Origin of the sequence: Candidatus Desulforudis audaxviator MP104C (genome assembly GCF_000018425.1) — a bacterium.
In the GTDB taxonomy this organism is placed as follows: domain Bacteria; phylum Bacillota; class Desulfotomaculia; order Desulfotomaculales; family Desulforudaceae; genus Desulforudis; species Desulforudis audaxviator.
Genome location: NC_010424.1, coordinates 758,715 through 783,911, shown reverse-complemented (window position 1 = coordinate 783,911; position 25,197 = coordinate 758,715). Strand labels below are relative to the sequence as shown.

28 protein-coding genes and 5 pseudogenes are annotated in these 25,197 nt (G+C 55.5%); 4 read left to right on the top strand and 29 right to left on the bottom strand.

From position 1 onward, the window contains the following. Positions 1-124: 124 nt before the first annotated feature. Positions 125-409 (top strand): type II toxin-antitoxin system Phd/YefM family antitoxin, encoded by a 285-nt coding sequence (locus tag DAUD_RS03790; protein WP_200858736.1) that lies wholly within the window; start codon positions 125-127, stop codon positions 407-409. Then, positions 393-710, top strand: coding sequence for a type II toxin-antitoxin system RelE/ParE family toxin (locus DAUD_RS03785; RefSeq protein WP_041570800.1), 318 nt, complete (start codon positions 393-395; stop codon positions 708-710). The genes DAUD_RS03790 and DAUD_RS03785 overlap by 17 nt, the downstream gene beginning before the upstream one ends. Positions 711-853: 143 nt before the next feature. Here the strand turns inward: DAUD_RS03785 and DAUD_RS03780 are convergent, their stop codons facing one another. From DAUD_RS03780 to DAUD_RS03760, 5 genes are all read right to left on the bottom strand, one after another. Next, entirely contained in the window at positions 854-1,360 is a 507-nt protein-coding gene (locus DAUD_RS03780) for a PH domain-containing protein (RefSeq protein ID WP_012301515.1), read from the bottom strand. Beyond that, the gene (locus DAUD_RS03775) at positions 1,350-1,904 is read right to left on the bottom strand and encodes a hypothetical protein (protein ID WP_012301860.1); all 555 of its coding nucleotides are present in this window, start codon (positions 1,902-1,904) and stop codon (positions 1,350-1,352) included. The genes DAUD_RS03780 and DAUD_RS03775 overlap by 11 nt, the downstream gene beginning before the upstream one ends. A 64-nt stretch (positions 1,905-1,968) precedes the next feature. Further along, entirely contained in the window at positions 1,969-2,412 is a 444-nt protein-coding gene (locus DAUD_RS03770) for a DUF3887 domain-containing protein (protein WP_012301859.1), read from the bottom strand. A gap of 166 nt (positions 2,413-2,578) precedes the next feature. Next, positions 2,579-3,361, bottom strand: a complete 783-nt coding sequence (locus DAUD_RS03765) for a LytR/AlgR family response regulator transcription factor (RefSeq protein ID WP_012301858.1) — start codon at positions 3,359-3,361, stop codon at positions 2,579-2,581. A 22-nt stretch (positions 3,362-3,383) separates the two neighbouring features. Then, entirely contained in the window at positions 3,384-4,763 is a 1,380-nt protein-coding gene (locus tag DAUD_RS03760) for a sensor histidine kinase (RefSeq protein ID WP_242647902.1), read from the bottom strand. Between the two features lie 287 nt (positions 4,764-5,050). Here DAUD_RS03760 and DAUD_RS11970 point away from each other — a divergent pair. Both DAUD_RS11970 and DAUD_RS03745 read left to right on the top strand, forming a co-directional pair. Then, positions 5,051-6,068 (top strand): annotated as a pseudogene (locus DAUD_RS11970) (IS3 family transposase). 540 nt (positions 6,069-6,608) lie between these two features. Beyond that, positions 6,609-8,252, top strand: coding sequence for an RCC1 domain-containing protein (locus DAUD_RS03745; protein ID WP_012301854.1), 1,644 nt, complete (start codon positions 6,609-6,611; stop codon positions 8,250-8,252). A 351-nt stretch (positions 8,253-8,603) separates the two neighbouring features. Here DAUD_RS03745 and DAUD_RS13215 read toward each other — a convergent pair. From DAUD_RS13215 to DAUD_RS03650, 24 genes and pseudogenes are all read right to left on the bottom strand, one after another. Next, positions 8,604-8,900: pseudogene (locus tag DAUD_RS13215) on the bottom strand (transposase); the annotation flags it as partial. Beyond that, positions 8,807-9,052, bottom strand: a complete 246-nt coding sequence (locus tag DAUD_RS13210; protein WP_320408596.1) for a hypothetical protein — start codon at positions 9,050-9,052, stop codon at positions 8,807-8,809. The pseudogene DAUD_RS13215 and the gene DAUD_RS13210, both read right to left, overlap by 94 nt. A gap of 8 nt (positions 9,053-9,060) precedes the next feature. After that, entirely contained in the window at positions 9,061-9,183 is a 123-nt protein-coding gene (locus tag DAUD_RS13205; protein WP_320408595.1) for a transposase, read from the bottom strand. Positions 9,184-9,551: 368 nt separating this feature from the next. Next, positions 9,552-9,722, bottom strand: a pseudogene (locus DAUD_RS12375) (transposase); the annotation flags it as partial. Between the two features lie 364 nt (positions 9,723-10,086). Next, complete coding sequence (locus DAUD_RS03735; protein WP_242647885.1) at positions 10,087-10,656, bottom strand: hypothetical protein; 570 nt, start codon at positions 10,654-10,656, stop codon at positions 10,087-10,089. Continuing rightward, complete coding sequence (locus DAUD_RS03730) at positions 10,653-11,222, bottom strand: hypothetical protein (protein ID WP_041570799.1); 570 nt, start codon at positions 11,220-11,222, stop codon at positions 10,653-10,655. Before DAUD_RS03730 ends, DAUD_RS03735 begins: the two co-directional genes overlap by 4 nt. Positions 11,223-11,301: 79 nt before the next feature. Then, entirely contained in the window at positions 11,302-11,610 is a 309-nt protein-coding gene (locus DAUD_RS11960) for a radical SAM protein (protein ID WP_041570798.1), read from the bottom strand. 221 nt (positions 11,611-11,831) lie between these two features. After that, on the bottom strand, positions 11,832-12,374 hold the full coding sequence (locus tag DAUD_RS03720; RefSeq protein ID WP_012301852.1) for a PH domain-containing protein: 543 nt from the start codon (positions 12,372-12,374) through the stop codon (positions 11,832-11,834). A gap of 375 nt (positions 12,375-12,749) precedes the next feature. Further along, positions 12,750-12,920 (bottom strand): annotated as a pseudogene (locus tag DAUD_RS12370) (transposase); the annotation flags it as partial. Positions 12,921-13,171: 251 nt separating this feature from the next. Then, positions 13,172-13,414, bottom strand: a complete 243-nt coding sequence (locus DAUD_RS12365; RefSeq protein ID WP_012301851.1) for a hypothetical protein — start codon at positions 13,412-13,414, stop codon at positions 13,172-13,174. Between the two features lie 87 nt (positions 13,415-13,501). After that, positions 13,502-13,813, bottom strand: a complete 312-nt coding sequence (locus DAUD_RS03715; RefSeq protein WP_012301850.1) for a hypothetical protein — start codon at positions 13,811-13,813, stop codon at positions 13,502-13,504. A gap of 173 nt (positions 13,814-13,986) precedes the next feature. Next, a complete protein-coding gene (locus DAUD_RS12360; protein WP_166485098.1) occupies positions 13,987-14,595 on the bottom strand; it encodes a hypothetical protein in 609 nt (202 codons plus the stop codon). Between the two features lie 671 nt (positions 14,596-15,266). Continuing rightward, complete coding sequence (locus DAUD_RS03705) at positions 15,267-15,725, bottom strand: hypothetical protein (protein ID WP_049752557.1); 459 nt, start codon at positions 15,723-15,725, stop codon at positions 15,267-15,269. Positions 15,726-15,875: 150 nt separating this feature from the next. Further along, the gene (locus DAUD_RS12355) at positions 15,876-16,376 is read right to left on the bottom strand and encodes a hypothetical protein (RefSeq protein ID WP_166485097.1); all 501 of its coding nucleotides are present in this window, start codon (positions 16,374-16,376) and stop codon (positions 15,876-15,878) included. Positions 16,377-16,801: 425 nt separating this feature from the next. After that, on the bottom strand, positions 16,802-17,014 hold the full coding sequence (locus DAUD_RS12350; RefSeq protein ID WP_333782400.1) for an ASCH domain-containing protein: 213 nt from the start codon (positions 17,012-17,014) through the stop codon (positions 16,802-16,804). Then, positions 16,996-18,708 carry a TolB family protein gene (locus DAUD_RS11495; protein ID WP_012301848.1) on the bottom strand — a complete coding sequence of 571 codons (1,713 nt, stop codon included), beginning with the start codon at positions 18,706-18,708 and terminating at the stop codon, positions 16,996-16,998. The genes DAUD_RS12350 and DAUD_RS11495 overlap by 19 nt, the downstream gene beginning before the upstream one ends. A 95-nt stretch (positions 18,709-18,803) precedes the next feature. Further along, positions 18,804-19,625 carry a coiled-coil domain-containing protein gene (locus tag DAUD_RS03690; RefSeq protein WP_012301847.1) on the bottom strand — a complete coding sequence of 274 codons (822 nt, stop codon included), beginning with the start codon at positions 19,623-19,625 and terminating at the stop codon, positions 18,804-18,806. Between the two features lie 40 nt (positions 19,626-19,665). After that, positions 19,666-19,872, bottom strand: a pseudogene (locus DAUD_RS13095) (hypothetical protein); the annotation flags it as partial. Positions 19,873-20,117: 245 nt separating this feature from the next. Continuing rightward, a complete protein-coding gene (locus tag DAUD_RS03680) occupies positions 20,118-21,401 on the bottom strand; it encodes a stalk domain-containing protein (RefSeq protein WP_041570793.1) in 1,284 nt (427 codons plus the stop codon). Positions 21,402-21,451: 50 nt separating this feature from the next. Beyond that, positions 21,452-21,811, bottom strand: coding sequence for a hypothetical protein (locus DAUD_RS03675; RefSeq protein WP_012301845.1), 360 nt, complete (start codon positions 21,809-21,811; stop codon positions 21,452-21,454). Between the two features lie 74 nt (positions 21,812-21,885). Next, positions 21,886-23,163, bottom strand: a complete 1,278-nt coding sequence (locus tag DAUD_RS11490; protein WP_012301844.1) for a DUF4829 domain-containing protein — start codon at positions 23,161-23,163, stop codon at positions 21,886-21,888. 325 nt (positions 23,164-23,488) lie between these two features. Then, positions 23,489-23,752, bottom strand: a complete 264-nt coding sequence (locus DAUD_RS03660) for a tetratricopeptide repeat protein (protein WP_012301842.1) — start codon at positions 23,750-23,752, stop codon at positions 23,489-23,491. A 303-nt stretch (positions 23,753-24,055) separates the two neighbouring features. Then, on the bottom strand, positions 24,056-24,406 hold the full coding sequence (locus tag DAUD_RS03655) for a DUF2149 domain-containing protein (protein WP_012301841.1): 351 nt from the start codon (positions 24,404-24,406) through the stop codon (positions 24,056-24,058). Then, positions 24,363-25,043, bottom strand: coding sequence for a MotA/TolQ/ExbB proton channel family protein (locus DAUD_RS03650; RefSeq protein ID WP_012301840.1), 681 nt, complete (start codon positions 25,041-25,043; stop codon positions 24,363-24,365). Before DAUD_RS03650 ends, DAUD_RS03655 begins: the two co-directional genes overlap by 44 nt. Between the last annotated feature and the right edge of the window lie 154 nt (positions 25,044-25,197).

Here is a 25,197-nt window from a genome sequence, read left to right as displayed (position 1 = left end):
CAGAACGGCGGCCAGTTTGGCGCCCGCCACCTTCCAGCCGCGTGACTTGATTCCAGGGAATAGATGTAGTAAAGTAAACATATGATAAGCATAATATGATGCTACAAGAGGTGGGTCGTTGGTGATGATTATCAAGCCGTCTGCGGCAATACGCAAGAACTACAACGAAATAGCCGCGCTTTGCAAGAGCACGAAAGAGCCTGTCTTCCTCACGAAGAACGGGGAGGGGGATTTAGTGGTGATGGACATTGCCACGTTTTCCCGGCGTGAAAGCATGCTGAGACTGCGGGAGCAGCTTGTTGCCGTTGAGGAGGACAGATTATCAGGGAAAAGGGGCTTTTCAATCGGCCAATTGGACGAGATAATGAAAAAAGCAATTGAAGATGCTGCCAATGAACAACGTGGATAAGCGGTATCACGTCATAATCTCAGAACGGGCTGGAGAAGCGCTCGTGCAGCACGTCCGCTTTTTGGCGCAGGTCAGCGCCCAAGCGGCTGACAAGCTCAGGACAGACATCGTCGAGGCCGCAAAATCCCTGCAGGAGTTCCCAGAGCGTGGTTCTTGGCTCACAGATCCACTGTTGCTCGCAAATAAGTACAGAAAGCTGCTTGTGGACAAGCGGTATTTGCTCATCTATCAGATCAAGGATGACGCAGTGTATATCGATTACATCGTAGATTGCCGTCAAGATTACGGCTGGCTTGTATAGTCGATTCAGCTCCAGTGATACTGAGCTTTAAAAGGCATAGGCAGCCCCCGGTCAGATTGTCTCGATCCCGTGTTTCAGGATTTCTTTAATGCGCCTTTCGATTCTATCGAGGTAAGGTTGGCCTTTTTTATGCTCTTACAGGCTCAGCCGTAAGTAGTGAGCTTCTGGTGTTGACGCACTGCTTCCAGGAATGCCTCCGGGTCCGCCGGAGACAAGAGGTAAATCTCTTGCCGGGTTTTCACCCGCACCATCCGGTCCCAGCGGGTGGCGTACACCTTGGCCGAACCCCCGCCCCGGATGGCAAAAAGCCCGATCCAGCCGAAAAGCCCGCCGGAGCCGAACAGCCTGAGACCCGGCTTGACCTGCTCCACCACCTCCACGGCCCCGATGTCCGCATAGGGGATGACTATCGGCCCGATTGGGCGACGTATGATTACGCCCTCGGGGGATACCCGGAATCCACGCGGTGCGAACAGGTAAGTCAGGCCAAACATGATCCAGACCGGAGAGAGAATAGCCAGGGTGAACCATACCCCCGATTCGTTTCGGAACAAGAGATCATATGATATGACGCCCACCAGGATAAAAGCCCCCGGGGTAAAAACACGTGTTAATCGGTCCCAGGGCGCCATTTTGAAATCAGAAGTCACCCGGCCGCACCCCCCGGGACACCAAATGCTTATACAACTCCTCCACGCCAGGATGGGCCAGCACATAATACCGGCCTTCCGACTCCAGCACCAGCATCCGGGCCGTTCTCTGGTGGCGGAAGACCACCGCCTTTTCACCGTTGGCCAGCCGGCACCAGCCCGTGGTCATTCCCGGCACGCCGAACCCGTTGGTCCGCCGCACCGGCCGCCAGGGTCCTGAGTACTCCGTAAGAGCCGCTTTCGTTTCTGCCAGGTCCAGCGTCGCCGTGACCGGCGGGGCTTTAATGCTTAACTGCCCATCACCGCTCAACTGCCAGCCCGCCCCGGTTGTTGGCACACTTGCCCCAAGGGGAGCCGCAACGGCGATGACCAGGGCCAGTGCCAGGGGCCACAGGTGTCTGCGGTTCACGCCACCCTGTCTCCACAGCCATAACAGTACAATGATCAAGAAGAGCGGCACACCGATTACCGCCAAGTACAGTAAGAATTCCGGCGGGACGAAGGTCGCCTTTAAGACCTCCGCATAAGTCACCTGGTAAGACAAATCATCGCACCCCCGAATGCCAGAGCACCGCGGTGCCTGCAATAACGAGATCAATCACGCGCCGTTAGGGCTGCCGCAGCTTAGGCGAGTCAAGCCAGAAGCCCGCCACCTTCATTTCCCCGTCTACTTCGCGGAAGATGGCCCGGACCAATACGTCGTCCTCTCCCGTGAATTTCGCCCGGTAGAAGACGGTGACCAACCCGTCTTTGGCTTCGTTCTGCCAGTATTCCTTGGAAACGTAATCCCCGATCCTATTCTTGATTTGCTCATTGGTTTCCAAGAACTCAGGTTCCGGAGGTGCAGCACGTTTTTCTGTTTGGCTGAAATCCTTGAAGAACCGGTCATAGTCGTCATCGTTAAAAGCTTGCAGGATATTCTCCGCCATTGGATCCGCATAGGACCGCACCTGATCCACGTCTACTGTCTCTCCCCGCCCGCAACCGGCTAACAATGCCAGCGCCAGCACCATCACCAACAAAACCCGGATCACGTGGCCAAAACCGCCCATACACTGAATCCCCCTCGTTTACAGTTTTTCGGGACGGCGCCGCCGTTCCGGAGCAGGCGCCGAAAGCCCGTGCCTCTCATCATTATGGTAGAGGGACGGTCCGCGTTCGTCTACCACTCGTGTCTGAAAACTGCAAACACTAGTCTAAAGACTGCCAATCAATGTTTCAAATTACCGTATCGGTGTTTTTTCCGGCTGCCAATACGCGCTCCATTTCCCGGAACTTCCTGGCGGTCATCAAGGGTCTCCGGTTGGTGTGGGCCATGATGAGTTCATAGGTGCCGCGGCCGGCAGGAACGATCTCACGTACCATCCGCAGGTTGACGATAAAGCCCTTGTGGGTTCGGAAGAAGGGGTAGCCGCCCAGTTTATCGGCCAAAGTCTTCAAATTGTCTCCGGTTTCCAGCCGGCCGTGCACGTGATAGACCACGGTCTGACGTCCCTCCCGGGTGACGAAGAGAATCTCCTTCCGGTCCAATACCGCCGTCCGGGAATCGGTGCGGAGCAGAAACAGGGTGTCGCCGGCCGGACCGCCCGCTGAAACGGAAAGATCCGGCCCGGCCCGGTAGTCGCCGGCGGATCCGGCCAAGACGTCAGCCAGGCGGGTCAAAGTTTGCCGGAGACGTTCCAGGCGGAAAGGCTTCACCAGGTAGTCGCAGGCGTAAACCTCGAAAGCGGCTTCCCGGTAGTCGTCGGATGCGGTAATGAAAACAAAATGGGTTCGGGGCTCACGGGCAAAGATGTCCCGGGCCAGGGAGACCCCGTCCTTGAGGGGCAGGTCGATGTCCACAAAAACAATGCGGGGCCGGAGCTTTTCGAACAACGCCAGCGCCTCGGTTCCGTTTCCCGCCTCACCCACCACCCGCAGGCGGCCGTCTTCTTCGGCTATCTTTTTCAGCACCCGGCGCATCGCCGGATCGTCTTCGGCAATCAAAACAGTGAACGACAAGGCTGACTCCCCTCCGACGGTTCTACCCTTTTGAAGCGGCCTTTTTCGGGGTCCACTCGCCGGTGCTCAAGCCCGTACCCGGCGGCAGCCGCACGGTAAAAACGGTTTCGGCATCGGCGGCCGTTACGGTGACGGTTCCACCATACCGGGCCACGGTCTCCCGGACGGTGGCCAGGCCCAATCCGGCGTGACCGCTTTTGGTGGTGAAGCCGACCTGGAAAAACCGGAACGGGTGGGAAGCGGCAGGCCGGCCCCGGTTCGCCACGCTGATCACGTAGCCTTCCGGGTCACGCCTGATTCCCAGGCGCACCACCCTTTCCGGCGGCGGCAGGTTTTCCACCGCCTCCAAGGCGTTGTCAATGAGATTACCGAACACCGTGCCGGTTTCCAGGGGATTCAGGGGCAGGTGTTGCAGTGAACACTCGATCGCTGCTTCCAAGCGGATCTGTCTGGCTTCGGCCAGCCCCAGTTTGGTGTACAGCAGTGCCGTAGCGTGAGGCAAGTCGGTGCGGATCAGTTCCAGAGGCGTGGATATGGCGTCGTACGTCTTCCGGATGTACTGTCGTGCTTCCTCGTAATGCCCGGTCTCCAGCAGACCGTAAACGGTTTGGAGCTGATGGCGGAAGTCATGCTGCCGGCGACGCGTGGAGCGCAGCAGTTCTCCGACACGCGCCAGTGTTTCGGCGGTTTTCCGGGCCGTGTACGAATCTGCCAGCGCGCGGCCGGAGATCCGGATGTTGCCGGGAAGAAAAGCGGCGAAAACCAGGAGCGCCAGTACAATACCCGCCACGAAGACGTGCAGGTATTCGAAGGGAAACACAAGGTTACGGACGGCCAGGAAGGCCAGGCCCAGCACACCGAGAAACAGGACGGGCAGTGAGGCCAGGAGGACCAAGGGAAAATAGGTTTTATTCAAAGTACGCCAGTCCTCAGCGGTGTTTGCATCTCCCGGAGACGGCCCGAGTAACCGGAAATCAAAGCGCAGGCAGAGCCAGATCAACAGCCCCAACAGAGCCGCTTGCGGGAGAAAGAAGAAAAAGCGCAGGGGGAGAACCTCCAACAAATAGATCAGGGGGTAACTCTTGAAATAAAGCAAAGACGCAGCCAAGACGGACTCAGTGGCCATCAGCATGGTCAACGCCAGGAGTCCGGCTACCGCCGCCGGTTTCCATTCCACACGCAAAACCAGGCGGATGGCAATGACGAAAGCAGCCGCCGGCAAGAAGACGTCCAGCCCGAAAGCAGCCGGCAACCAGCGCGCCAGATAAACCGTCCCCGCCTGGAGAGCCCCGATGACCGCCAGTTGTGTCCAGAGGGGCCGAACCCCCGCCAACACCAAGCCCAGAGCCGCCATCAGCACCGCCTCCGGGAAGGCCACGATCAGGAACTCGAGTAGAGCCATCAAGTTCAGCGGGATACCCCCTATCGAGGCACATTTCCGTTACTGTTAGCGCTTGTTTTTCGCTCAGACACCACCTTTCCCCTTCTTGGGCTGCAGCCGGTGATAGGGATGAGTGTAGGGCTTCTCGCGGAAATCAGAGGACGACACTCGTTCAAGAGTCGGGTGATGGCTGCCCTCAACGACCTTGTGGTCCGGGATGGCGCCAGATGACGCAGTGTATATCGATTACTATAATGGACCCACAGGCTGAGACACTAAAACCAAAAAAATAAGCTACAATGGAGCTCATGGACAAGAGAAAACAACTCACCTCGGAACAAAAGGCAAAGATCGTGTTGGAGTTGCTGCGTGGGGAAAGGACGGTGGCCGAGATCGCTTCCGAATATGAGGTCTACCCCACCCAGTTGCACCGATGGAAGGCCGAAGCAATTGAAAACTTGCCGTCTCTGTTCACTCGCGGCGCAAGCGAAACGGAGAAGATGAGAAGACGGTATGAAACTGAATAAGGAGGAACTAACCAAGCAAATCGGTCAGTTGGCCATAGAGGTCAATTGGTTGAAAAAAATCTGCTGAAATCAACCAGCGCCAGAGAAAGACGTGAAATGGTCGAGCGGAACCATCTCCAGATGTCCGTAAAGAGGCAGGCGGAACTATTGGGTGTTAACCGGGCCAGCATCTACTGCAAGCCATCGGATCAAGAAGACAAAGACATTGAGTTGATGCACCTGATCGACGAGATTTACACTCGCTGGCCGCATTACGGCTACAGGCGGATCCGGGTAGTGTTAAGGGATAGGGGTTGCGTGGTAAATAAAAAGCGGGTGCTGCGGCTAATGCGGCGGATGGGGATTGCCGGCCTTTGCCCGGGTCCCAATCTGAGCAAACGCAATCATCAGCACCACGTTTACCCCTACCTGCCACGGGGAGTTAAGCCTGAAAGTCCTGACCACGTTTGGGGAATCGACATTACCTATATCAGGATGAAAGGTCGTTTTATGTACCTCGTGGCAATCATCGACTGGTACTCGCGGTATATATTGAGATGGGAACTTTCCGAGACGCTGGAGCAGTCATTTGTAATTCGTGCGCTGAAAAGGGCGTTGGCTACAAGGAAGCCGTAGATTTTTCAGGAACCTGAAGTGGGAGAAAATCTATTATGAGGAGTATCGGGTACCCCGGGAAGTATACCGGGCTGTACGGACCTATATTGACGAATACAATTATGAGCGACCTCACCAGGCCATAAACTACCGGAAACCGCAGACTTGTATTATGGCCAGGACAAGCCTGGAGAATCAGCCTTAACCGCTTGATTGCCAAAGACAGTCGGAGGTCTGAATTTCAAGGGCGGGCGTTAGCCCAGCTTGCGAACCCTTGAAATTCAAAAGACCGGAGACTGTAAAATCTGGAAAGCGGTGCAAGGATGAAGCTAAAAATCAACCACAGAAAGGGGGAACATGTAGCTTAACTTTTTTGAAAAAATGTCTTGACAACGGGAGCCACTACATCGATAGTGGCGCAACAAATGGAGTGCCGATCCTTCAGCCCTTTACACAAGGTGTATTAATAGCAACAAGAGATGTCCCTGTTAATGGTAATATAAAATGTTAACCTAATAATTTCTAATGCTGGTTCCACCAATACACCGGTGGCAATACTCTGTCGTACGCAATAGCCTATTGGAATGAGTGGGAAATTCCTTTCTCCATGCTTCCAAAATTCAAAATCTGGAAACGGTGAAAAAGTCAAATCAAATTTATAACAGAAAAACTCTCGATTCGCTCTCCAGGGAAATTTGAAATTAAAAAGTGTTTTCAACCTGGCTCTGAAAGGAGAAAGGTAACAATGAGGAAGAAGGGGTTTTTTTGCTTGCTTTCTGCGGTTATAGCTTTTTTACTCTTATTTTTGCCGGCCGTCGGCCTCCTTCCGGGTACAGTTGCTGCCACAGGGATATCGGCCGAACGTGGCTGGCCGGCAAAGACGCAGGTTTCTGCAGGGAGTGCTTTCACCGCAGCGGTGAGGGCGGACGGCACTCTCTGGACCTGGGGATATGACCAGCGTGTGGCACAGCTTGGAATTAATGCGCTCAGACCGGAGCAAGTTGGCAGAGATATCAACTGGTCAGCAGTTTCTGGCGGAGGCGACCAAATCGCAGCATTAAGCGCGGCGCTAAAGACGGACGGCACGCTCTGGACCTGGGGGTGGCCTCTGAGATGGGACTTAGACAGATATCCTGGCGACAGACCAATTACTTCCAAAGCACCAATGCAAGTCGGCAGAGATACTGATTGGGCGGCAGTTTCCGTTGGCGGCGCCCACTTCGTGGCATTAAAGACAGACGGCACGCTCTGGGCGTGGGGGGCCAACCGGCACGGGCAACTAGGCGACGGCACAACAACACCAAGGAATGTCCCGGTGCAGGTTGGCAGAGATACCGACTGGACAAACGTTTCCGCCGGGGCCAGCCACACTGTGGCGCTAAAGAGGAACGGTACCCTCTGGGCCTGGGGCTGGAACCTGTACGGGCAACTTGGAATTGGTACCGGCGGCGATCCTAAGGCATTTGCTTCACATACATCTATTCCGCCGACTTATGCTGACGAGCATACACCGGTGCAGGTCGGCAAAGACCGTGACTGGGTGGCCGTTTCCGCCGGATCAGGCCGCACCGCGGCTATCAAGTCGGACGGCACCCTTTGGGTCTGGGGGATGCATGGAATTGTTGCAACAGGAGTTGACAGAGTGCAGGTGCGGCCACTACGTGTCGGGCAAGATACCGACTGGGCAGTTATTTCTCTGGGGAACAACCATGCTGTGGCAGTAAAGACAGATGGCACACTATGGGCCTGGGGCGTTAACGACTTTGGAAAACTTGGCATTGGGATTGATCCAGTCCCGGGGCGTCCCAATACTACCGGAACAGGGTGGCCGATGCAAGTCGGCAGAGACCGCGACTGGGCGACTGTATCTGTTGGAAGTAACCACACCGCAGCATTAAAGGCGGACGGTACGCTCTGGACCTGGGGATGGAACTTGCACGGACAACTTGGCGGAGGGAACATTATCTCCAGAAATTCGCCAACAATCGTTACGTTTGCACCGGTTGCGCCGGGAACATCCGAAATGATTAAGCTCTATCCCAGGCAACAAAACGGGACCCCCGCTAATTCTGAAGCGGCTCCCTTTATTGAGAACGGCCGTACACTGGTCCCGCTGCGATTTCTTGGCGAGTGGCTGGGCGCTGTTTTCCGGTGGGAACCGATAAAGAAGGAAGTTACCTTTACCAAAGAAACGGTTACGATACGGATGCGCCTTGGCGAAAGTAAAGCGCATATCCATGAAGAGGGGGCCGCCCCCAGGACGGTTCCGCTGGATGCTCCGGCCAGAGCGGTACGGGGCCGGACGGTAGTCCCTCTGCGCTTCGTTTCAGAGAACCTCGGCGCAAAGGTCAGTTGGACGGACGTTGAAACAATCATCGTCCGCCGCTAAAAGTTAAAGGACGAGTGTGGGTAGGGTCAAGTCCAAATTTTTCTGTAAAAAGGCCTGTCTGGCAGATTGTCTAGCATGCGTGCTATTTATCAGGGGCAATCAACCGTTTTCTGGTCATGCCGCGCCCGGACTGCTGTCCATCACGACCCGACAGAGGTCAAAAGCAAGAGTTGCCGCCTCCGCTTCGCGGACCCTTGACCTCTGCGCGACCCATGATGGGAGGCCTGTTTAAGCGCGGTGCAGGCAAGAATGGCATAGTAATACCTGCCCCTGACTCCCATGGAACCAGAGAGATCTCGGACCGGTTCTCCGCTTTATCACCACCAACCCTTCAAGAGCCGACAGATATCGTTAGCAGGCCGGCAGAACTTGTCTGATTTCTGTGCTACTCTTTTCTCGATCTTTCCACTCCCGGTAAAGAGCCATATCAAAGTACTTGCGGCCGGTAGCCCATTCTTCATGTTGCTCCATCAGTACCGCTCCCAGCAAACGTACGGCCGAGGCCGGGTTGGGGAAAATCCGGATCACGCGCTCGCGGCGGCGGATCTCCGCGTTCAGCCGCTCGAGCCCGTTGGTCGTGCGTAATAGCTTGCGGTAAGGCTCCGGAAAGGCCAGCACCGCCAAGGCGTCTTCAAACCCGTTCTCCAGGGTGGCTCAAGTGCCCGCGGGGCGCGCCCCTCATAGTCCGCAATCATCCCGTCCAGTAAGGTGCGGGCCGTCTCCAGGTCGGGGGCGTTAAACAGTCCGTGCAACCGGTGCTTCAGCTCCCCACGTAACTGCTTGGGGCATCCGTCCAGCACATTGCGGGTCAAGTGAGTCTGACAATGCTGCTCATAAACGCACCTTGAAAGTGGCGCTGGATAGCCTCCACCAAGCCTTCGTGATGGTCCGAGACCACCAGGTCCACGCCTTGTAGACCGCGGCGCTTCAGCCAGACAAACAGCTCGGACCAACTGGTGTACGACTCGCTGTTGGCGATCCTGATCCCCTGTTGCTGCCGGAGCTATTTGTCACTGATTGACGCGTGCCAATGGCACTCGTCATTGCCGGGAGTGGATGGCACCGGGAGCCGTGGAGGTATTTGTTCCGGTCCAGTTTACCACGGAGAACCTGTCGAAGCCAGCCCCGTCGTTTCCTGAACTTCTCCGTCAATCAGTGACAAATAATCCTGGCAGGGACACCTAAGCTATGGTTAGGCTTGGGCTAGCTAGATCCTGCTGAAAAAAAGCAGTTTTGCCGATTACCTTTCGGCAAGTTGATCCTTGACAACCTGATCATGGTTTGGCGTTACCGCCTGGTTCAGGTCAGTTCGGCGATCCGGTTCAGGTTGTATCCCCAGATCGCCCCGCCCACCCAGCGGCGGGCGCCGTCCAATCCCCGGTACAACGTCCGGCCGAGTTAGAAGCGTTGTTTCAGCACGCTGATGGTTCCTTCCTGGCCGGATCGCCAGCGGGCGCACCGGAACCAGGAACCGGAACTAGGATTGGCGTTCATTTTCAGTGCGTCCAGCTGATCCAGGAACGATACTTGGTGGCACTCTTCCTGACGGAGGCGCAACATTATTTCTCACCTCCGCAGGAACCTGAGTTTGTACGTCGAACTATGATCAGCATAGGGATTCCCTCCTGGCATTGTGTTTGTCTGCTCACTTACATGATTCGCCTTGGAGACCGGAATCCCTTGTCTTATCTGCATTTTCAAAGATCTTTTTGCTGACTTTTTCAGCAGGATCTAGATAAGTTTTGGTCAGTTTCCACAAAGCAACCAGGTCTTTCTACATAGTGCATGCTCCAAACAGGCCGAGTGTGGTTTGCTTTGGCGCCGGGCGCTGGAATCATAATTCCGCCGGTTGCGCGCCCCGGGCGATAAGCTCCTCGTAAAGTTCTTCTACACCGGGATGGACCAGCACATAGTAACGGTTGTCAACCGCCAGCACCACCCTCCGGGGCGAGCCGAGGTGCCGGAAATATAGTGCCGTTTCGCCGTTTTGAAACACGAATCGGCCAGCGGCCAACCCGGGCAGGCCGAGCCCGCCCGTGCGCCACTCTGCCTGCCACGGCCCGGTGCTTTCCACGAGCGCCACTCTGGCTTTCTCCAACTCGATGGTCTCTTTTGCCCAAACAGCGGTTTTTATCTGTAATCGCCCGTTCTCCAGCTGCCAGCCCGAACCGGTGTGCAAAAGACTTACGCCCAGCAAACCCGCTACCGGAATTACTGCCATTCCGATAAACAGCAACCAGGTCTGTAAAGACACCCTCTTTTTCAGCTGGTACACCAAATACAGCGGACCACTGATGACAACTGCAAAGATTATAAAGATTATGAAATGAAACAGAGGATCCACCGGCACGAAAATTGCTTTCATCGCCGCCAAAAAGTCAAGCTGGTAAGCCAACTTTTTCACCCCCCCCACCGGGAAAAGATTTCCTCTTTGCGTGCGGCCAGAGTGTACAGTTTCTCCCGGCAGGCCGTGCCCAGATAGAAGCAGGCTTCACACTTCCGGTAGAATTTCTTTTCCACTCCCAATTCGGTCAGCACCGCCTCCGGTCCTTCCAGGTGCAGCCACCAGTAAAGCACGTTACGCTGCATGCGCGCGACGATCTCAGACAAAGGTGTTCCGGAAGCCAAACCGTCTACGGTGAAAATCTCCTGCGCCCTGCTGTTGATGATGTGCCCGCAGCAAAACAGCACCCTGCCGTCCGGTAAAATCGCCAGGGTCTGCCCGGCATCCCGGCAGGCGCTTTGTTCTTTTTCCTTCGGATCGGAAACAAAAAGGCGGGCCGGCAGCTTCCGTCGGGCGCGGCCCAAAGGAAAGACGAAATCTTCCAGGAATTGAACCTCTTGTTGAATGCCAGCGTTCTGAAAGACCCGACGCAGATAACCGGCCCTGATTTTTGCGCCGGGATAGAGTACCGTACCCACCAGCACGGTCATACCCATTTCGGTTGCCGCCTGCACGGCGTTGAGCACGTTTTGCTCACCGCCGAATACCTCAAGATACGGCAGGTGAAAATCATCCAGACCCGCCGCCCGGAGATTTTGCAGGAAATCATACGCCTTTTCCGGTTTCGGCCCACCAGGCGTTGGTCACCAAGCGGGTAATTAATCCTTTTTCTCGCGCCAGTTTTATCCCCTCCTGCAGGAGATCCGGGTGAAGAGTGGGCTCGCCGCCCGTGAAAACCGCCACCCGAATAGACGGCAGAATATAAGCCTGTTCTATGACCTGCCACATATCATCCGCTGCCAGCACTTCCCGGCGATCCGGCCCGACGGAAACAGAACAATGATCACACAAAAAGTTACAATTGTAGGTCAGAAGAAAAGCTAAACTGTGTGGAATCACGCCAAAATCAAGCATATGAACCGCTCAGGCCAAATGTTGCTTTACAGTTTTGACGAAGTCCTCCGGTTCGACTGGAGTTGGGTAGCAAGGGGGGACAATAAGTACTATCTGAAGCAGACACCCAACGAAACAAGTAATAATCTTCACGCCAGCACCCCAAGGGGCCATTTTAAAGGTTTTGCTCAAGAAATCCTTCGCTCCTCTTCTCTAAGAGCATAAGAACCCAGATGAAACCATCAGCGCAGGTGTTCTTTAATGGCGACGACAAATTTTTCCGGATCGGCGGGGGAAAGATAGTATGTTTTTTTGCCGTCGGCAGTCTTAACCCGAACCATTCGTTTAAGATTTGTGGCATACACTCTCACCCACCTCATTTCACCCTCGCCTACTCCAAGAAATAATCCCCAATAACTTGTAAAGCCGTTGTTACCCAAAACAACCCACCACCACCACAAAATCCCTGCATTGTCCGTTGCTTCTATAACAAGGATGTTATTGTAAGGAATAGAGATTGACCATACCGCTCTTTTTATAACTAGTTGTTCCGCATCGACAATATATCTGCGCGGGCTAAAAACATAAAGGAGCAATAATACCCCACCTACGATCCCAGCAGCAGTAAAATCCATCGGGTGTAGCTCACGACCAAAATGAGTGAGGTGCAAAACTGATTGGCCCAATAAATACAGAAAATACAGAAACAGAAGGATGAGTAACCCAGTTGAAAATTTCACCCAAATATCCCACGGAGCCATTTTAAAGACTTTTTTCGTCTTCACCCACTCCCACTCCTAAAAAGGCGTTGGTTGGGGTAATGGTAGTTTCACACACCACCCCAACCTGATTTCATTTTAGACAACCATACCGCGCGCGACACCACTTAGGATGAGAATCAGCTGACATCGAGATTCTAGGTTTTCGGAGTAGGTCTTAAGGACCCTCTACCCTGGGGGGGTCACCTTAACCCACAGGTACGCCACAGCCGCTACAATTACTACAACAGCAGCAATTTTGGCTACTACTATCTCTGGCACCACTTCATCCGGTGTGGGCCAATTTGTAGCTAGATTCTGCTGAAAAAAGCAGTTTTGCCGATTACCTTTCGGCAAGTTGATCCTTGACAACCTGATCATGGTTTGGCGTTACCGCCTGGTTCAGGTCAGTTCGGCGATCCGGTTCAGGTTGTACCCCCAGATCGCCCCGCCCACCCAGCGGCGGGCGCCGTCCAATCCCCGGTACAACGTCCGGCCGAGTTAGAAGCGTTGTTTCAGCACGCTGATGGTTCCTTCCTGGCCGGATCGCCAGCGGGCGCACCGGAACCAGGAACCGGAACTAGGATTGGCGTTCATTTTCAGTGCGTCCAGCTGATCCAGGAACGATACTTGGTGGCACTCTTCCTGACGGAGGCGCAACATTATTTCTCACCTCCGCAGGAAACCAAATCTGTACGTTGAACCATGATCAGCATAGGGATTCCCTCCTGGTATTGTGTTTGTTTGCTCACTTACATAATTCGCCATGGAGACCGGAATCCCTTGTCTTATCTGCATTTTCAAAGATCTTTTTGCTGACTTTTTCAGCAGGATCTAGGTACTATATGTTCGTAGAACACGGTTTTGACATCGGTTGGTTCCTCAATACCGCCTAACCGGTTTCCAAACTCAACCATTAGTTGCCAAAAAGACAGTTCACCTTTGGTTACCGCTTCTCCATTAATATAGGCAATTATTACGTCTTTTTCGGCTACTGCGTCTATTTTAGCCTGTTCCTTGCCAAGCCAGTTCCAGGGATTATCACCCTGTGCAATAGCAAATCCCACTCCAGAAACCGCTAACAGTGAAACAAACAGGGTAATAATAATTAGCCTTTTCTTTTCATTTCGCTTTACCTCCTTACCACCAGTTTACTATTTAAGTCCTAACAAACGATGCTGGGAATGTTCCCCCTCCAGCCCAACAGGATGTTGCATCAGAACGAAACGCCACCACACCACCGCGAAGGGGCACTCCCACGGGGAGAGAAAGCGGGTGGTCCACACGTCCCCCGGCGGGCTGTAGCAACTCTGGTCCTGCACCACGAACCAGAAAGGGCGCCCCAACCGCACCGCGCGCAGTTCATCCGTCCCCGTCCCCACCGCCACCGGCAGGAAGAGGGTCGCCAGCACGATTCCGGCTGCGGCCAGCAATAAACTCATCCCCAGGACCAGCTTTTTTCTCACCGTGTCAACACCCCCAGATCACGGTCGCTCCCGCGGTCTTCAACCTTGCCTCCGTCAGATTGAGTGCTCGAAGGTGAAGCCTGACATCCTGCGAACAAAACGAGAAATACGACGGCTAACGAAACCGCGGCAACCCGCAGGCAAAAACCGCCTCGTAAAGGAGTTCATAACCTTCACCACCCCGCCGGGTAAAGGAGCCGCGCTACCGGCGAAGGAAGCTGGTGACGTTTCGTTGCACCGTTCGCATAAACCGCTGCTTCTCCGGTCTCCAGCCTTACGGCCATCTTCCCCAGGAGCCGCCCTTCTTTTTCTTTGAAAGCGAGCAGCCATTCGGTTTCGTCTCCCCGGCCCTGCGCCCCGCCGGTCAGGGTGCTGACCAGCAAAAGGCCCCGGTAAGCCCCGAAACCGGGACGGACCTGCCCTTCGGTCGGCGCATTTTCCGCCTTAAGCGCCCTCAGTTCCCGCGTGAGGCCCTCTTTGCCTACCAGCCGCGGCTTTTCCTCATCCAGGGATAAGCTCTGAATCTCCTCCCCGCAGGGGGAGTCCAGGTAAAGGTGCTGACCGCAAAGGCCCACCTTAACTCCGGCACCGGCTATAAAAGAACATTGCGGTCCGCCTTTCCTCGCTACCGGAACCCAGACCGCTTTACCGGCACCATCTATCCTGACCAGGAAAAGCTCTTCCGACCCGGTAGGCCTGTTCAGCACCGCCAGCACCACCAACCGGTCTTCCCGCTCGGCCAGGAAAAGCGGTACCACCTCGCCATTGCCCGGAGACGGCAAATTTTTCATTCCTTTTTCGGGCAGGGAGTCTGGATCTGGCGGTTGTGGACCTTTCGGGTCTGGGGTGACGATGTCAACAAGCAGCCCGGTTTTGGGGTCGGTAAACACGCCTGCTTTAGAGTTTGGATTCTGGGATTTGTTGGAAGGGGCCTCCTGAGCGGAGAAGAGCCACTTTTTTGTGCCGTTTGGCCCGGTTTCTACTATGCCCAGGTTATTCCTCAGCCCGTAGGCGACATACCAGCGGTCACCGCTGGCATAAAAAACCGGCGCCACTGCCTCGGGCGGAAGCCCGGTGTGCTGCACCACGGAAGCCTGCAGGGTAGAACCGTGGCTTGTGACCGCCGCTTTCCCTTCGTGTTCTGTAAAGAGATAAACTTGTGGCCCGCCGTCCCAGTAAAGCGGCGAGATATCCGTTCCTTCCGCACCTTTCAGGGCAAAAGAAGGATTTGCATCTACTTCGAGGGTGCCAGCTTCCGGATTCCATATTCCTCGAAAAGCTGCCTGTCCTTCCGGTACCTGCTGAAATATAAGCAAAGGTATCTCTGTTTTCGCCACGCTTGGTTGGCCTCTCTGACAGCCACCCAAAAAAGCGGCCAGAACAATAAAAAGAAGAATGATGAGACAGGTTCGGCCACGCATTCTCCTTCCTCCATTTTTTGAGAGGGCTTTGTCTATTCTATAAGCTGCGGCTCACTTTCCACAATTTTAAATTTATATTCTTCAACTATAGTTCCATCTTCCTTTGTCTTCCTAAAAATTACAAGGGCGTAACCATCACTAGTTTTACTTTGGGAAGTCTCATAAATATATCTAACACCATTTTCAATCCGTTCTCTTGTTCCAATCCAGAACGGATATTCATTCAGAAAAGGAAATTCTGTTCCGCCAAATAATCTGTTGGACGCCTGTACATTTATATTTACAAGCTTCTTTTCTACATAAGCTCCACTTACCTTTGCCGCTCTCCCAATGCTTTTTAAATACTCTGCTGCTTCTGCTTCCTCCTGCCTTACAAGGTCTGGATAATATTTATCAGCAGAAAGCACTGTATCGTAAAGCTTTTTAGGAAACATCTTCTTTAGTGAGTCTATATAAAGCGCTCCATCCATCGGCTCCTTATATTCAAGCAAAGAATACTCACCTTTTTCGTTTTTGGAAAAGGTTATAACCGTTGGAATAGCCCCACTTCCGCTGATCTTAGTAAATATACCATTTCAAAACCAAAATATCCAAAACTTGCTATTGTATACACCTTAATAATTCCATCAATTTCCTCCACATCAAGGATGATGTGTCCCTCTGTGGCAATTTCTCCTTATATAATACGCATCCAGGTTCTGTGTTTTAATTGCAAAGCTTACGGCTTCATCAATTGATTTCGGATTCCGGGTTTGAGGCTGTATGCTTTCGTCAATAACAACGTCGTGCGGTTGTATTATATTCAACCGCACCCGCATACTCATTGGTCCTCTATTCCTCAAAGCGTTGCGCCACCAGTTACCATCGTGAATAACTGTATATATTCGACCGTCTAAATCAAAATCAAAGGCAAAATCTCCATAAAGAGCAAGACTACTATGACCCTCTTCGTAATTAGGCCTTCCCATAGGTATGTCTTCAGCAGCAATGCCCTTCCGATATGCCAGGTACTCTCTGGCTATTCTTTCCTGCCTTCCTTCAAACCGGTCCACATCACCGATAATAACACTCACTATGAAATCGCGGTGGACTGCCACGACAAGACACACAAAAATAATTATGATGGCCAATAATTTCTTCATTTTTCAGTCCTCTTCCTTGCCGTTTCTCAACGTCCGATCATATTCAGCCTTAAAGCTCCGTATAATAGACCTTTATACCAATCATAGAAGGGGCCATGTGGGCCAAGGGAAAAAGTAAACGCTAACTTTAACCGTGGCTTTCAAAGTCTCGACGGGATCGTATTTCTGGCACCCGGCAGCGCTCTGCACCTGAATATCACCTGGCTCCTGCTCCGGCTCCCTTTTCGGTGACCCTTATCGCCTAGTCTTAACCCGTGCCACCTCCCCGGCTTCCTTATTCTTCCGCTACCCGCCGATTCCTCCTGTAAAGTAACATATGGCAAAAAAAGCAACGGGTACTTTTTGCAGATTTTTGTCGAACTGTCCAACAAACAGGGTCAGAAAATTTACCCGGACACGGACGTTTGAAATACTAACCGTAAGCCTTACACCCAACTCGAACTCCAGCACCACGCTTCGGCGTCCGTGTCCCAGAACCCGTATATCCTCTCGAACGCCTCCCGGTACGCCTCCACTGACGGGTAGCCTTCCTTCCGGGCGTCATCATCCGTGATGTCGTCCAGCCGTTCCCGACGGACGGCGGTAATTCTCACGTAAGCGAACGGTGCTACCCAGTAGCTTAGGTATAAAAAGCCGATTTGCCACCGCTCCTCGCGCGGCCGCCAGGCCTGGACACATAAGACACCTTTGTCCCAAAAACCGTCTCCTCGTCCAGGTGGCGCAAAATCTCCGTCCTGATCACCCTGCCGTTTAAGTCAAGGAACCGATCCGCAGAGGTGTTCGTTGCCGGATCGATGAAAACCCGCAGCCGAAGGTAGGGCCCGGGCTCATCGCCGCTTTCAAGCTTATCCACCCGGAAATCCACCGCCAGCTTCCCGCTCCGGTCAACAAGAACTTGCGCCCAGGGGTATCTGGCCAGGAGCTTCTTCGCTTCCGGCGTGCCCTTCGCCGCGTTGATGAGCGCGGCGTCGGCAACGCCCGGCCAGTAGGCGAAAAGCTCGTCCCAGGCCACGGCACCGTAATAGCCGAAGGCGAATTCCTCGGTCAGGGGCCCGATCTCTTCCACCACTCGCTCAAGGCCGCTACCGTCGGGCCGGACCAGCCACAGGCTGGCGCGGTCCTCAGCGTCCAGGCGCACAAAGAGAATCTGCTGTCCGTCCGTTGTGAACAGGGGCCACTCGTCGCGGTAAGCCGGGTCGTTCGTAAGCCGGCGCGGTTTCCCGCCGTCGGTGCCCACCGCCCAGAGCTTCCGGCCGGCCAAAGCGCGGCGCACCGCCGCCTCGTCTCCACCTGCGTCTTCAAGCACCGGGCCGGCACTGTAAACCAGGAGCTTGCTGTTAGGGGAAAAGGCGGCGTCCACTACCGCTTGGCTTTCCGGGGAGACGAAGCCAAGCTTGTTCGTTTGGAGATAAAGTATGCCGAGACGCTTGTTGGTCCACGTTTCCCGGCCCCCGCCGACGATTACGGCCATCTGGTTGAAGTGATGGCTGGTTATGAAGGAGCCCGGCCGCACCAGGATAACGTCGTTGACCGGTTCCAGTCCCCTCTCGCCCACCAGAACATCTGCGCAGCGCACGGCCTCCCCTCCAGCTGCGTTGACTGTGTAGAAGGGCAGACCGTCGGCCTCGAGAGAGGCGGACAGCGGTCCCAGCCAGAACAGGATCTGCTCCCCGTCGGGCGACCAGCCCGCCAGCCGCGGCACCTCGCCCACCACGCCACTTTCCCGGTCGAAGTGCAGGCGCGAGGTGTACACCCTCTTCACGGCGCCTGAGGTGGCGTCTACCTTCCAGATGCCGGCGTAACCCGGCACACCCGGCTCTATCTTCTGCCTCTCTAGGGCCACCCACTTACCGTCCGGCGACCAGGCGATGCGCCCGATGTCGACACCGGGCTCCCACTTCACCAGGGTGCGGAGCCCATCCTTCGCCGGCTCGCCCGCGCAGAGTTCCCCGCCTGCAGTAAAGGCGAAGACGTCCGTCGCCGGAGACCAGGCGAACTCATCTACCCCTTGCGCCATGCAGCGGGCCTCACCCCTACCGACCCCGACCAGCCACAGGTCCTCGCCCCGGCGGAAGAGCAGCCACCTGCTCGTCGGCGACCAGGTGGGGCGGGAAATATCCTCCCCGGCGGCCAGCTGCCTCGCCTTCCCGTCGGGCAAATCTTTAACCCAGAGCTTTCCCTCGGCAACCCAGGCCACTCTGCCGGCAGCGAGCGCCTTGCCCGCGCCGAGGTCGGAAATCCTCTCCTGTACCGCCAGGACGCCTAATAACGGTGCCCCGAGGACCAAAATTAAAGCCGCCAGAAAACCTGGGTTTTTCCAGACGCTTCGCACGACTTCTCTCCCCCAATTGCAAAAAGCTCCTTGCCGGGCCGCCGGCCGGCCGCAGGCCCGGACGGCGACCTCTGTCCGACCCTCCCCGCTTCGCTTCAGTCCACCGCCGGGTAGACCACAAACCGCTCTTCCACCCAGAAGCCCCGCCCGCCGGGGCAAAAAATTCGCGCGTAGCCGTCCCGTTTCTCCTCCAGCCTCCCCCTCTCGTCGCGCAAGAGCTTAACAGGCTGGGTCGAGGCGATTTTTGCGAATTCGAACACCTCGTAAACCCGGGTCCCGGCCCGTACGGTGACGTCCTGCACGAGCTTCCGGTTTTCTTCTGTTAAAGGCACGCTGTCGGCCTCCCGTATCCACCCCATCATATTGCTCGGAGTATCGTAAACCGGCACCTCGACATACAGCCACAGTTCCCCGTCGCTGTCGGCCGCGTTCAGTACCTTGACCACGGAGCGCGGCGGGATGTTCCTGAGGACAACAGAACCCTCCCGCGGCATGGCCAGAAGCGGCGTCTCTTTTTCCACAAACCTTAGCTTGGCAGGATAAGTTCTGTGGTTAATGGTTAGCGGCCTCTGCAGCGGCGCGAGTTCGGCCTCCAGACGCTGCACCTTCTCTTCCAAAGCAGCCACTTTTTGTCTGAGCCTAGCGTTCTCGCTTTCGAGCGTGCGGGTTTCCCCGCTCTTACAACCGCCCTGAAGGACGGCCAGAGCCACGATGACGGTTAATAAAACCAGAACGACCAGTTTGCGTCCCATTGTGTCGGCCACGCTTTTCCTTCCCGTTATTTCTTTTTCAATTTCAATAATAAGCCCTTCCGCCAGCAAAATGTAACACGGGATCGTGTCAACGTCTCCATCGCCGCAGAGGTAAATCCGCTCCACAGAAGATAGGTCGTAGTGTTCCTCGATGTAACTTAACACCTTGAACTGGTAAGAGGATCCGCTCCATTCCCTCGACTTGCCGCCGGTGAACGAAATCGCCAGCAGCGGCGATCAGGTCCACTCCTGCCCTGGCGATAGCCTTCATTTCCCGCCCATCCGGGTCGAACCGATACCCGTGTATGTCGCTCACCTGGGCAATGCGAAAGCCGTCGAACTCCCGCGGCAATCCGTCGATGGGTATCTCCACGTACTCCACGGAGAGGGCGGGGTCTCCCAGGCAATCCATCCGGCGAACCCCCAACAATCAGCAGAGTTGCAATCAACCTGTTGCTCCCACCCCTTGTGCCGTTTTTCAACACCTGCACCCCGCCATCACGTCGTCTGCCTGTCCTTCGTGGTGGGCAGCCGGAACAGCATGTAGTAGGTGTAACTGTTCTGCCCGTCCCGGCAAGATCCATTAGTGCGCTTCTTCTGCCCCCCGGGAAATGCCTCCTAAGAGATAGATAGTACTTTTGCTTCTATCACTGTTTATTACCTCCTTGTTTTAATCGTTTGCCTTAGGGATGCCCACATTCCTTCAGTTACCAGACCCAGCCGCCAGAGCGAGACGCCCTGCAAGCGGTAGCGCTTAGCAATCCCGACCTTGGCAGTAATGCTCTCCGCTGTTTCGCTCGGAGCGGAAATGGCCAGGACGAGCTTTTCCCGGGGAACAACGGTTAACGCCATTTCCACAGCCTGCACCACCCGGTTAAGCGGTTCGGGCTTTGGGCCGTAATCATGTGCCATGACAATAATGCGGTCAGCCAATTGGCTGAGGGCCTGATAGTCATATCCACGGAAGGAGCTGTTTGGGGGGTGGATGGTAAGTGTTATGGTCTTGCTAGCCTCCCGCAGCGGCGGAGACAACAAAGCAACAAAGTTGGTAAAACTATCGCGAATTTTTTGCTGGGTTTCGCCGGTCGCGTAAGGCCCAAGTTCCTCCAGGTTCAAATTTACGCCGTCAAAGAGGCTTGCTTCTTGTACAATTGCGTCGACAGCACGCGACATGGCCTGTTCATCGTTAAGAAAAGCGGTGAGCAGCCCGCCACGGTTAGTTTCATGGATGACCATTTCCGTTCTGAACCCGAACTCCCTGGCTGTCGCAAGCACCGTTTCCCAGCCGGCAGGCCGCTGCCAGGCTGTCCGCGGGCTGCGAGTCAAAAGGTTGCCTTCAGCATCGATTGTATACCAGCCCAGGGCCAGCTCTCTTACTATGTCCGTGTTGCCAATACCAGTGGCTGGAAAGGGCACGCCAAAAAGGTTGGTCCAGCTGCTGGTTCTAGCATCCCCCAGGGCGTAAAAGCCAATAACATTCATGGAACAGGGCGGAGAAGCGATTTTGATGGTGCGGGTTTCTCCGGCCCACTCCACCCGGCAGCCAAAAGTTTCGCTAAAAAACCGCAGCGGGATCAGGGTCCGACTGTCTATAATGACAGGGGCAGTATCAAGGATAATCGCTGAGCCGTTAACTATGCCGGTATTGTTGTCAATTTGCAATATAACCTGTTTTCCGCCCTCGCTCGCGGACACGGTGCGAGTAGTGCCGTCCCAGCTTACGCTTATGTTTAGAGCCTCCGCGATTAAGCGAAAAGGAACCAGCGTCCGTCCGTTGATAATTTGCGGGGGCACGTCAAAGTGGACAGGCAGGCCGTCCAGCAAAACGATAATCTCTGGGGAACCGGCTCCTGCCTGCCGGTATGGCGGAGCGGCAAACAAAACAGTAACAGTGAGTAAAAGCGTTGTTGCTGTTACAAATATTGACCGCTTCATCATCATACCCCTCCTTTACTGGTTATTTTTAACCTGTTTTTATGCGGAAGGTAAAGCTAAAAAAGCATAACATTTTGACTTTGGGATTGGAGGTTCTGAATGCTAATGCCCGTGTTGCTCAACTGGACGGTGATCCGGTCGCCGTTCGCCAGCGGCAGCCCGTTAAGCGTGCGCCCGAATCCCACCTGGTAGGCCAGGAAGCCGGTTTCGTCCCCGCCCTCGCCGGAAAGGTCCAGCCTGGTTTCGTGAAGCGTCCATACCTTTTGAACCGCCAGCCTGTTTACATCTATTCCTCTGTCTTCAAGGAACTTTTCCGCCCGGGCGACCGCTTCCTCCCGGCCGAACCCAACCGGGTCATCCGGTATCTTGCTGCCCACATGATAAATATGCCAGCCGGTGGGATATACCTCCTGCAAGCGGTCACCCACCCAGTAACACGTCCTGCCGTCTTCGCGTTTTGAAATCCTGGCGTGGCGCAGGTCTGCTTCGCCTATGGCCCCGTGCCGATGTACGCGAGCCGCCAACCAGTCTGTTCCGTTTCTCTCTTCAGGTTGAAAAAGAGCACGTGACGGCCGCTCTCCATGGTGACGGCCTTTCTAAACCGCAGGTCCACTTCCACCGCGTACCGCCGCGTCTCTGGCGCTACCGGTTCAAGAGGTTCTTTCAGCTCTTTGATGGTCAACACCTTGGCCCGCCGGATGTTCTCCATCCCGTCGAGACTGCCGCTCTCGTAAGACGTGTTGTAAAGCCAGTTGTTGTCCATGTTCGCAAAGAGGTACCCCGTGAGACTCTCCCTGGTCTCGCAGGCGCGGGCTAGGCGGTAGTCGCGCCGGTTTATCGCCGCGTAGTAGGTGCGGATTACTTCTTCCGGCCCCAGCGCGGCCAGCCTGCGCTCCGTCGCGTCATCGTAATCGATCACCCCGGCCACCCACTGCGCGAAGGTGCGGCCGGTGATCTCTTCCAGGCGCCGGCCCTTGAGCGAACAGGCAAACCCGTAGTGGCGGCCGGCGTCGAGCCAGGCACCGACGACGCGGCCCCCGACCTTCACCACCACCGCCCGCCCGGTCCACCGGCGCGGATCCATGAAAGCCGGCAGGGGTTCGACCACCTTGTACAGGGCGACCTCCGCTTCGCGGCCCAGGTAAGGCGCCAGGTCAAGGCCGATGTCCCTGTTCAGCTCGTTGTTGTACGCCCAGTAGAGCACTACGGGGAACTCGCCCGCCCGGTGGACGAACCGGTCGGGAAGCTTTACGGCGCCGGAGTTTATCCTGAAGAGCGGCGTCCACCCGTACCGCTTCAGGAAGGCGGCGTCTGCCTTGTCTACCGCGCCGGAGGGGCGCCGGTAATCCGCGAGGCTGAAAAGAAGCCCGTTGAAAGCGGGCGACAATTCCACCCACCGGCCGTCGAGCTCCACGTAGCCCGGCCCTTCGGGGTCCCACGCGTTGCACAGGTAGGGGTAGCGCCTCGTTTCCCCGGCGGCTTTTCCCGCGCCGATCCGGAAGGAAAGGTAGTGCCTCTTCGGCGGCGGGTCGGGCGGGGCGGCCGGCTTCGCCGCGCCGAGTTGGCGCACGAAAAACGCGACTAGCGCGGGGTCGTTCACCTCCGCCACGACCCGCGGCCCGCGGGGTCCATCTTCCCAGAGCCGCAGACCGGCGACGCACCCGCGGTCCGCCTCGAAAGAGAACTCCAGCGGCGCCGAACCGCAGCCGGCCACCAGCGCCGCCAGCACAAGCAGAAGCAAACCGGTTGCTGTGAGTCTTATTGCCATCGTCCCTCTCCACCCACAAACCGCAGCGAGGCGGCAATTTCCCTGATATGGTATTTATCGGCGTAAAGGATAAAACAGGATAAAATAGTTGTACCTTTCCCGCCCGATGATCACCCGTCGTGGGTATTTCACCACCAGGCAGGCCTGTCCCTTCATTTCCGGCAGTTGGTCGGGCGAGGGGAAAACAAAATAACCTGGCCCGTCGCACAGCAGCACCTTCTCCAGCCCGGGATTCTTCCCGTAGGGCATAAGCTTGTGGAAGGGGCATGAAGTCGTTAAGAACCCGCTCGCCGAACTCGAAATCGCTGATCAGGCCGGCGGCCGACTACTGGCGCAGTTCGTCCCACTGCCTGGCGAGTTTTTCCGTCTCGTCGATGATCGGTACCACACTCTTCAGGTAGCCATCCAGGTTTCCGGCCTTCTTCGCCTTTTCCGCCCCGGTCCGGGCCGCCGCGTTGTCCAGGTCTAGCCGGAGGGCCTCCTCGTAGGCGCGGGCAGCGGCATCAAAATCGCCCTTCTCCATCGCCGCGTCCCCTCTGGCAACCGCTTCCCTGGCCTTCGCCGCGTTGCCGCAGCCCGCCGCCAGCAACCCCAGAACGCACAGGACCGTTCAAAAGGATAAGCCGCCAAATCCCGACCGATACTGAAGAGCAGGTCAAACCCGGCACGCCCGGTAAGGATGACGATTTTCTCGGTTTCATAAACAGCGTTCAATACGGCTTCTTCTTCCGTGTCCGAATAAACACCATCCGAAGTCGACTCATTTGCATTCGCTTCCACTTCAGGAATTGTAGGATCCAACAATGCTAACACCGATCCCAGGACAAAAACGGCGATCAGGATTAGGGCAACGAAACTTCGATTACGAAAAGCCAAGAAAACCTCACTCCCCTTATTCGGTTTGAATCATGATGAGCTTACCGGTCTCCGGATCCTGGTAAACCTTGCCCATTTCCCGGTAACCACTGCCGCCGCCGCCCGTAGCTTGAATTTCCGGAATTTCTTCCAACTCCCGGGCCTGCTCCACCTGGATTACTTTTTGAATTGTCTGGAGCAGACGCTGTTTTTCCTCCGGGGTTAGTTCGCTGAAGAACACGCTCTGTAGATTCCAGGACAGAACCAAGATCACCAGCAGACCGCAACAAAACACCAGCATTACGTCCAACATGTTGGCCAGGCCGGCCATCGGGTCATTTTCTTCAGCGCGGGAAAGACGCTGCCTCAGGCGCTGCTGGCGCAGCATCGGTATTCACCCCCTGCAACCATAGTTCCGTGGCCCCTTCCAAAATGGTCAAATCCCTAGCGTACCAACGCCGCCGGGTTTTTGAAATCCAAAACGCCAGGCCTCTCGCCGCCAAACCGGCCACCGTGGTGTCAAAAGCGATAATAATCGCTGCTGCCAAAGTGGTGAGGTCTCCTTTCCCCAGCGCCGCCAGCCCTGGTCCCAATGGGATCAGGGTTCCCATCAGCCCCAGCATAGGCCCTAATCTGGCGATGGCATCCGTCTTGTCCAAAGTGCTCAGCGCCTTTTCTTCCTCTTGTTCCAGGAACTTTTGGGTCAAGATCCGGCGGACCTCAGGGTCCGTGGTTTTGATGTCTTTCAGTGATTCCATTACCCGTCCAAGCGCATCCGGCAGGTTGTTTACCGCTGCCGGCGTTCCCGGAGTAGATCCATAACAGGACGCTTCGGCCATCTCCTTAAACAGCTCAAAGCCGGCCGGTTTCTGTTCCCGCCGTTCTTTCCACTCCCCCATCAGGCCCCCCAGTTCCAGCAACACTCTGACAAAGAAGAATAAAAGACCGATAATAACAGGGATCAGCAGGCTTTGAGCCAGGACGCGCAGTCCAATTCCCAGGTACTGGGAGCCAAAAACAGTCAAAATCTATCCTCTCCTTATTGGAATGAATGCGCCCTTTGCCGGTTGCACGGTAACCCAGCAACAGAAAGCTGAAAACGGCCAACAACAAACCCCAGGCCATGGGTGCGGGAACCGACGGCAATAAAAAGGGCTGAAAGATGTCCAAGGAGATCTT

Coding starts and splice junctions, on each gene's coding strand:
- DAUD_RS03790 (WP_200858736.1), top strand. CDS start 125: ATGATTATCAAGCCGTCTGCGGCAATACGCAAGAACTACAACGAAATA.
- DAUD_RS03785 (WP_041570800.1), top strand. CDS start 393: ATGAACAACGTGGATAAGCGGTATCACGTCATAATCTCAGAACGGGCT.
- DAUD_RS03770 (WP_012301859.1), bottom strand. CDS start 2,412: ATGGGCGGTTTTGGCCACGTGATCCGGGTTTTGTTGGTGATGGTGCTG.
- DAUD_RS03760 (WP_242647902.1), bottom strand. CDS start 4,763: ATGGCTCTACTCGAGTTCCTGATCGTGGCCTTCCCGGAGGCGGTGCTG.
- DAUD_RS03745 (WP_012301854.1), top strand. CDS start 6,609: ATGAGGAAGAAGGGGTTTTTTTGCTTGCTTTCTGCGGTTATAGCTTTT.
- DAUD_RS11960 (WP_041570798.1), bottom strand. CDS start 11,610: ATGCTTGATTTTGGCGTGATTCCACACAGTTTAGCTTTTCTTCTGACC.
- DAUD_RS12355 (WP_166485097.1), bottom strand. CDS start 16,376: ATGAAGAAATTATTGGCCATCATAATTATTTTTGTGTGTCTTGTCGTG.
- DAUD_RS03680 (WP_041570793.1), bottom strand. CDS start 21,401: ATGATGATGAAGCGGTCAATATTTGTAACAGCAACAACGCTTTTACTC.
- DAUD_RS11490 (WP_012301844.1), bottom strand. CDS start 23,163: ATGGCAATAAGACTCACAGCAACCGGTTTGCTTCTGCTTGTGCTGGCG.
- DAUD_RS03655 (WP_012301841.1), bottom strand. CDS start 24,406: ATGCTGCGCCAGCAGCGCCTGAGGCAGCGTCTTTCCCGCGCTGAAGAA.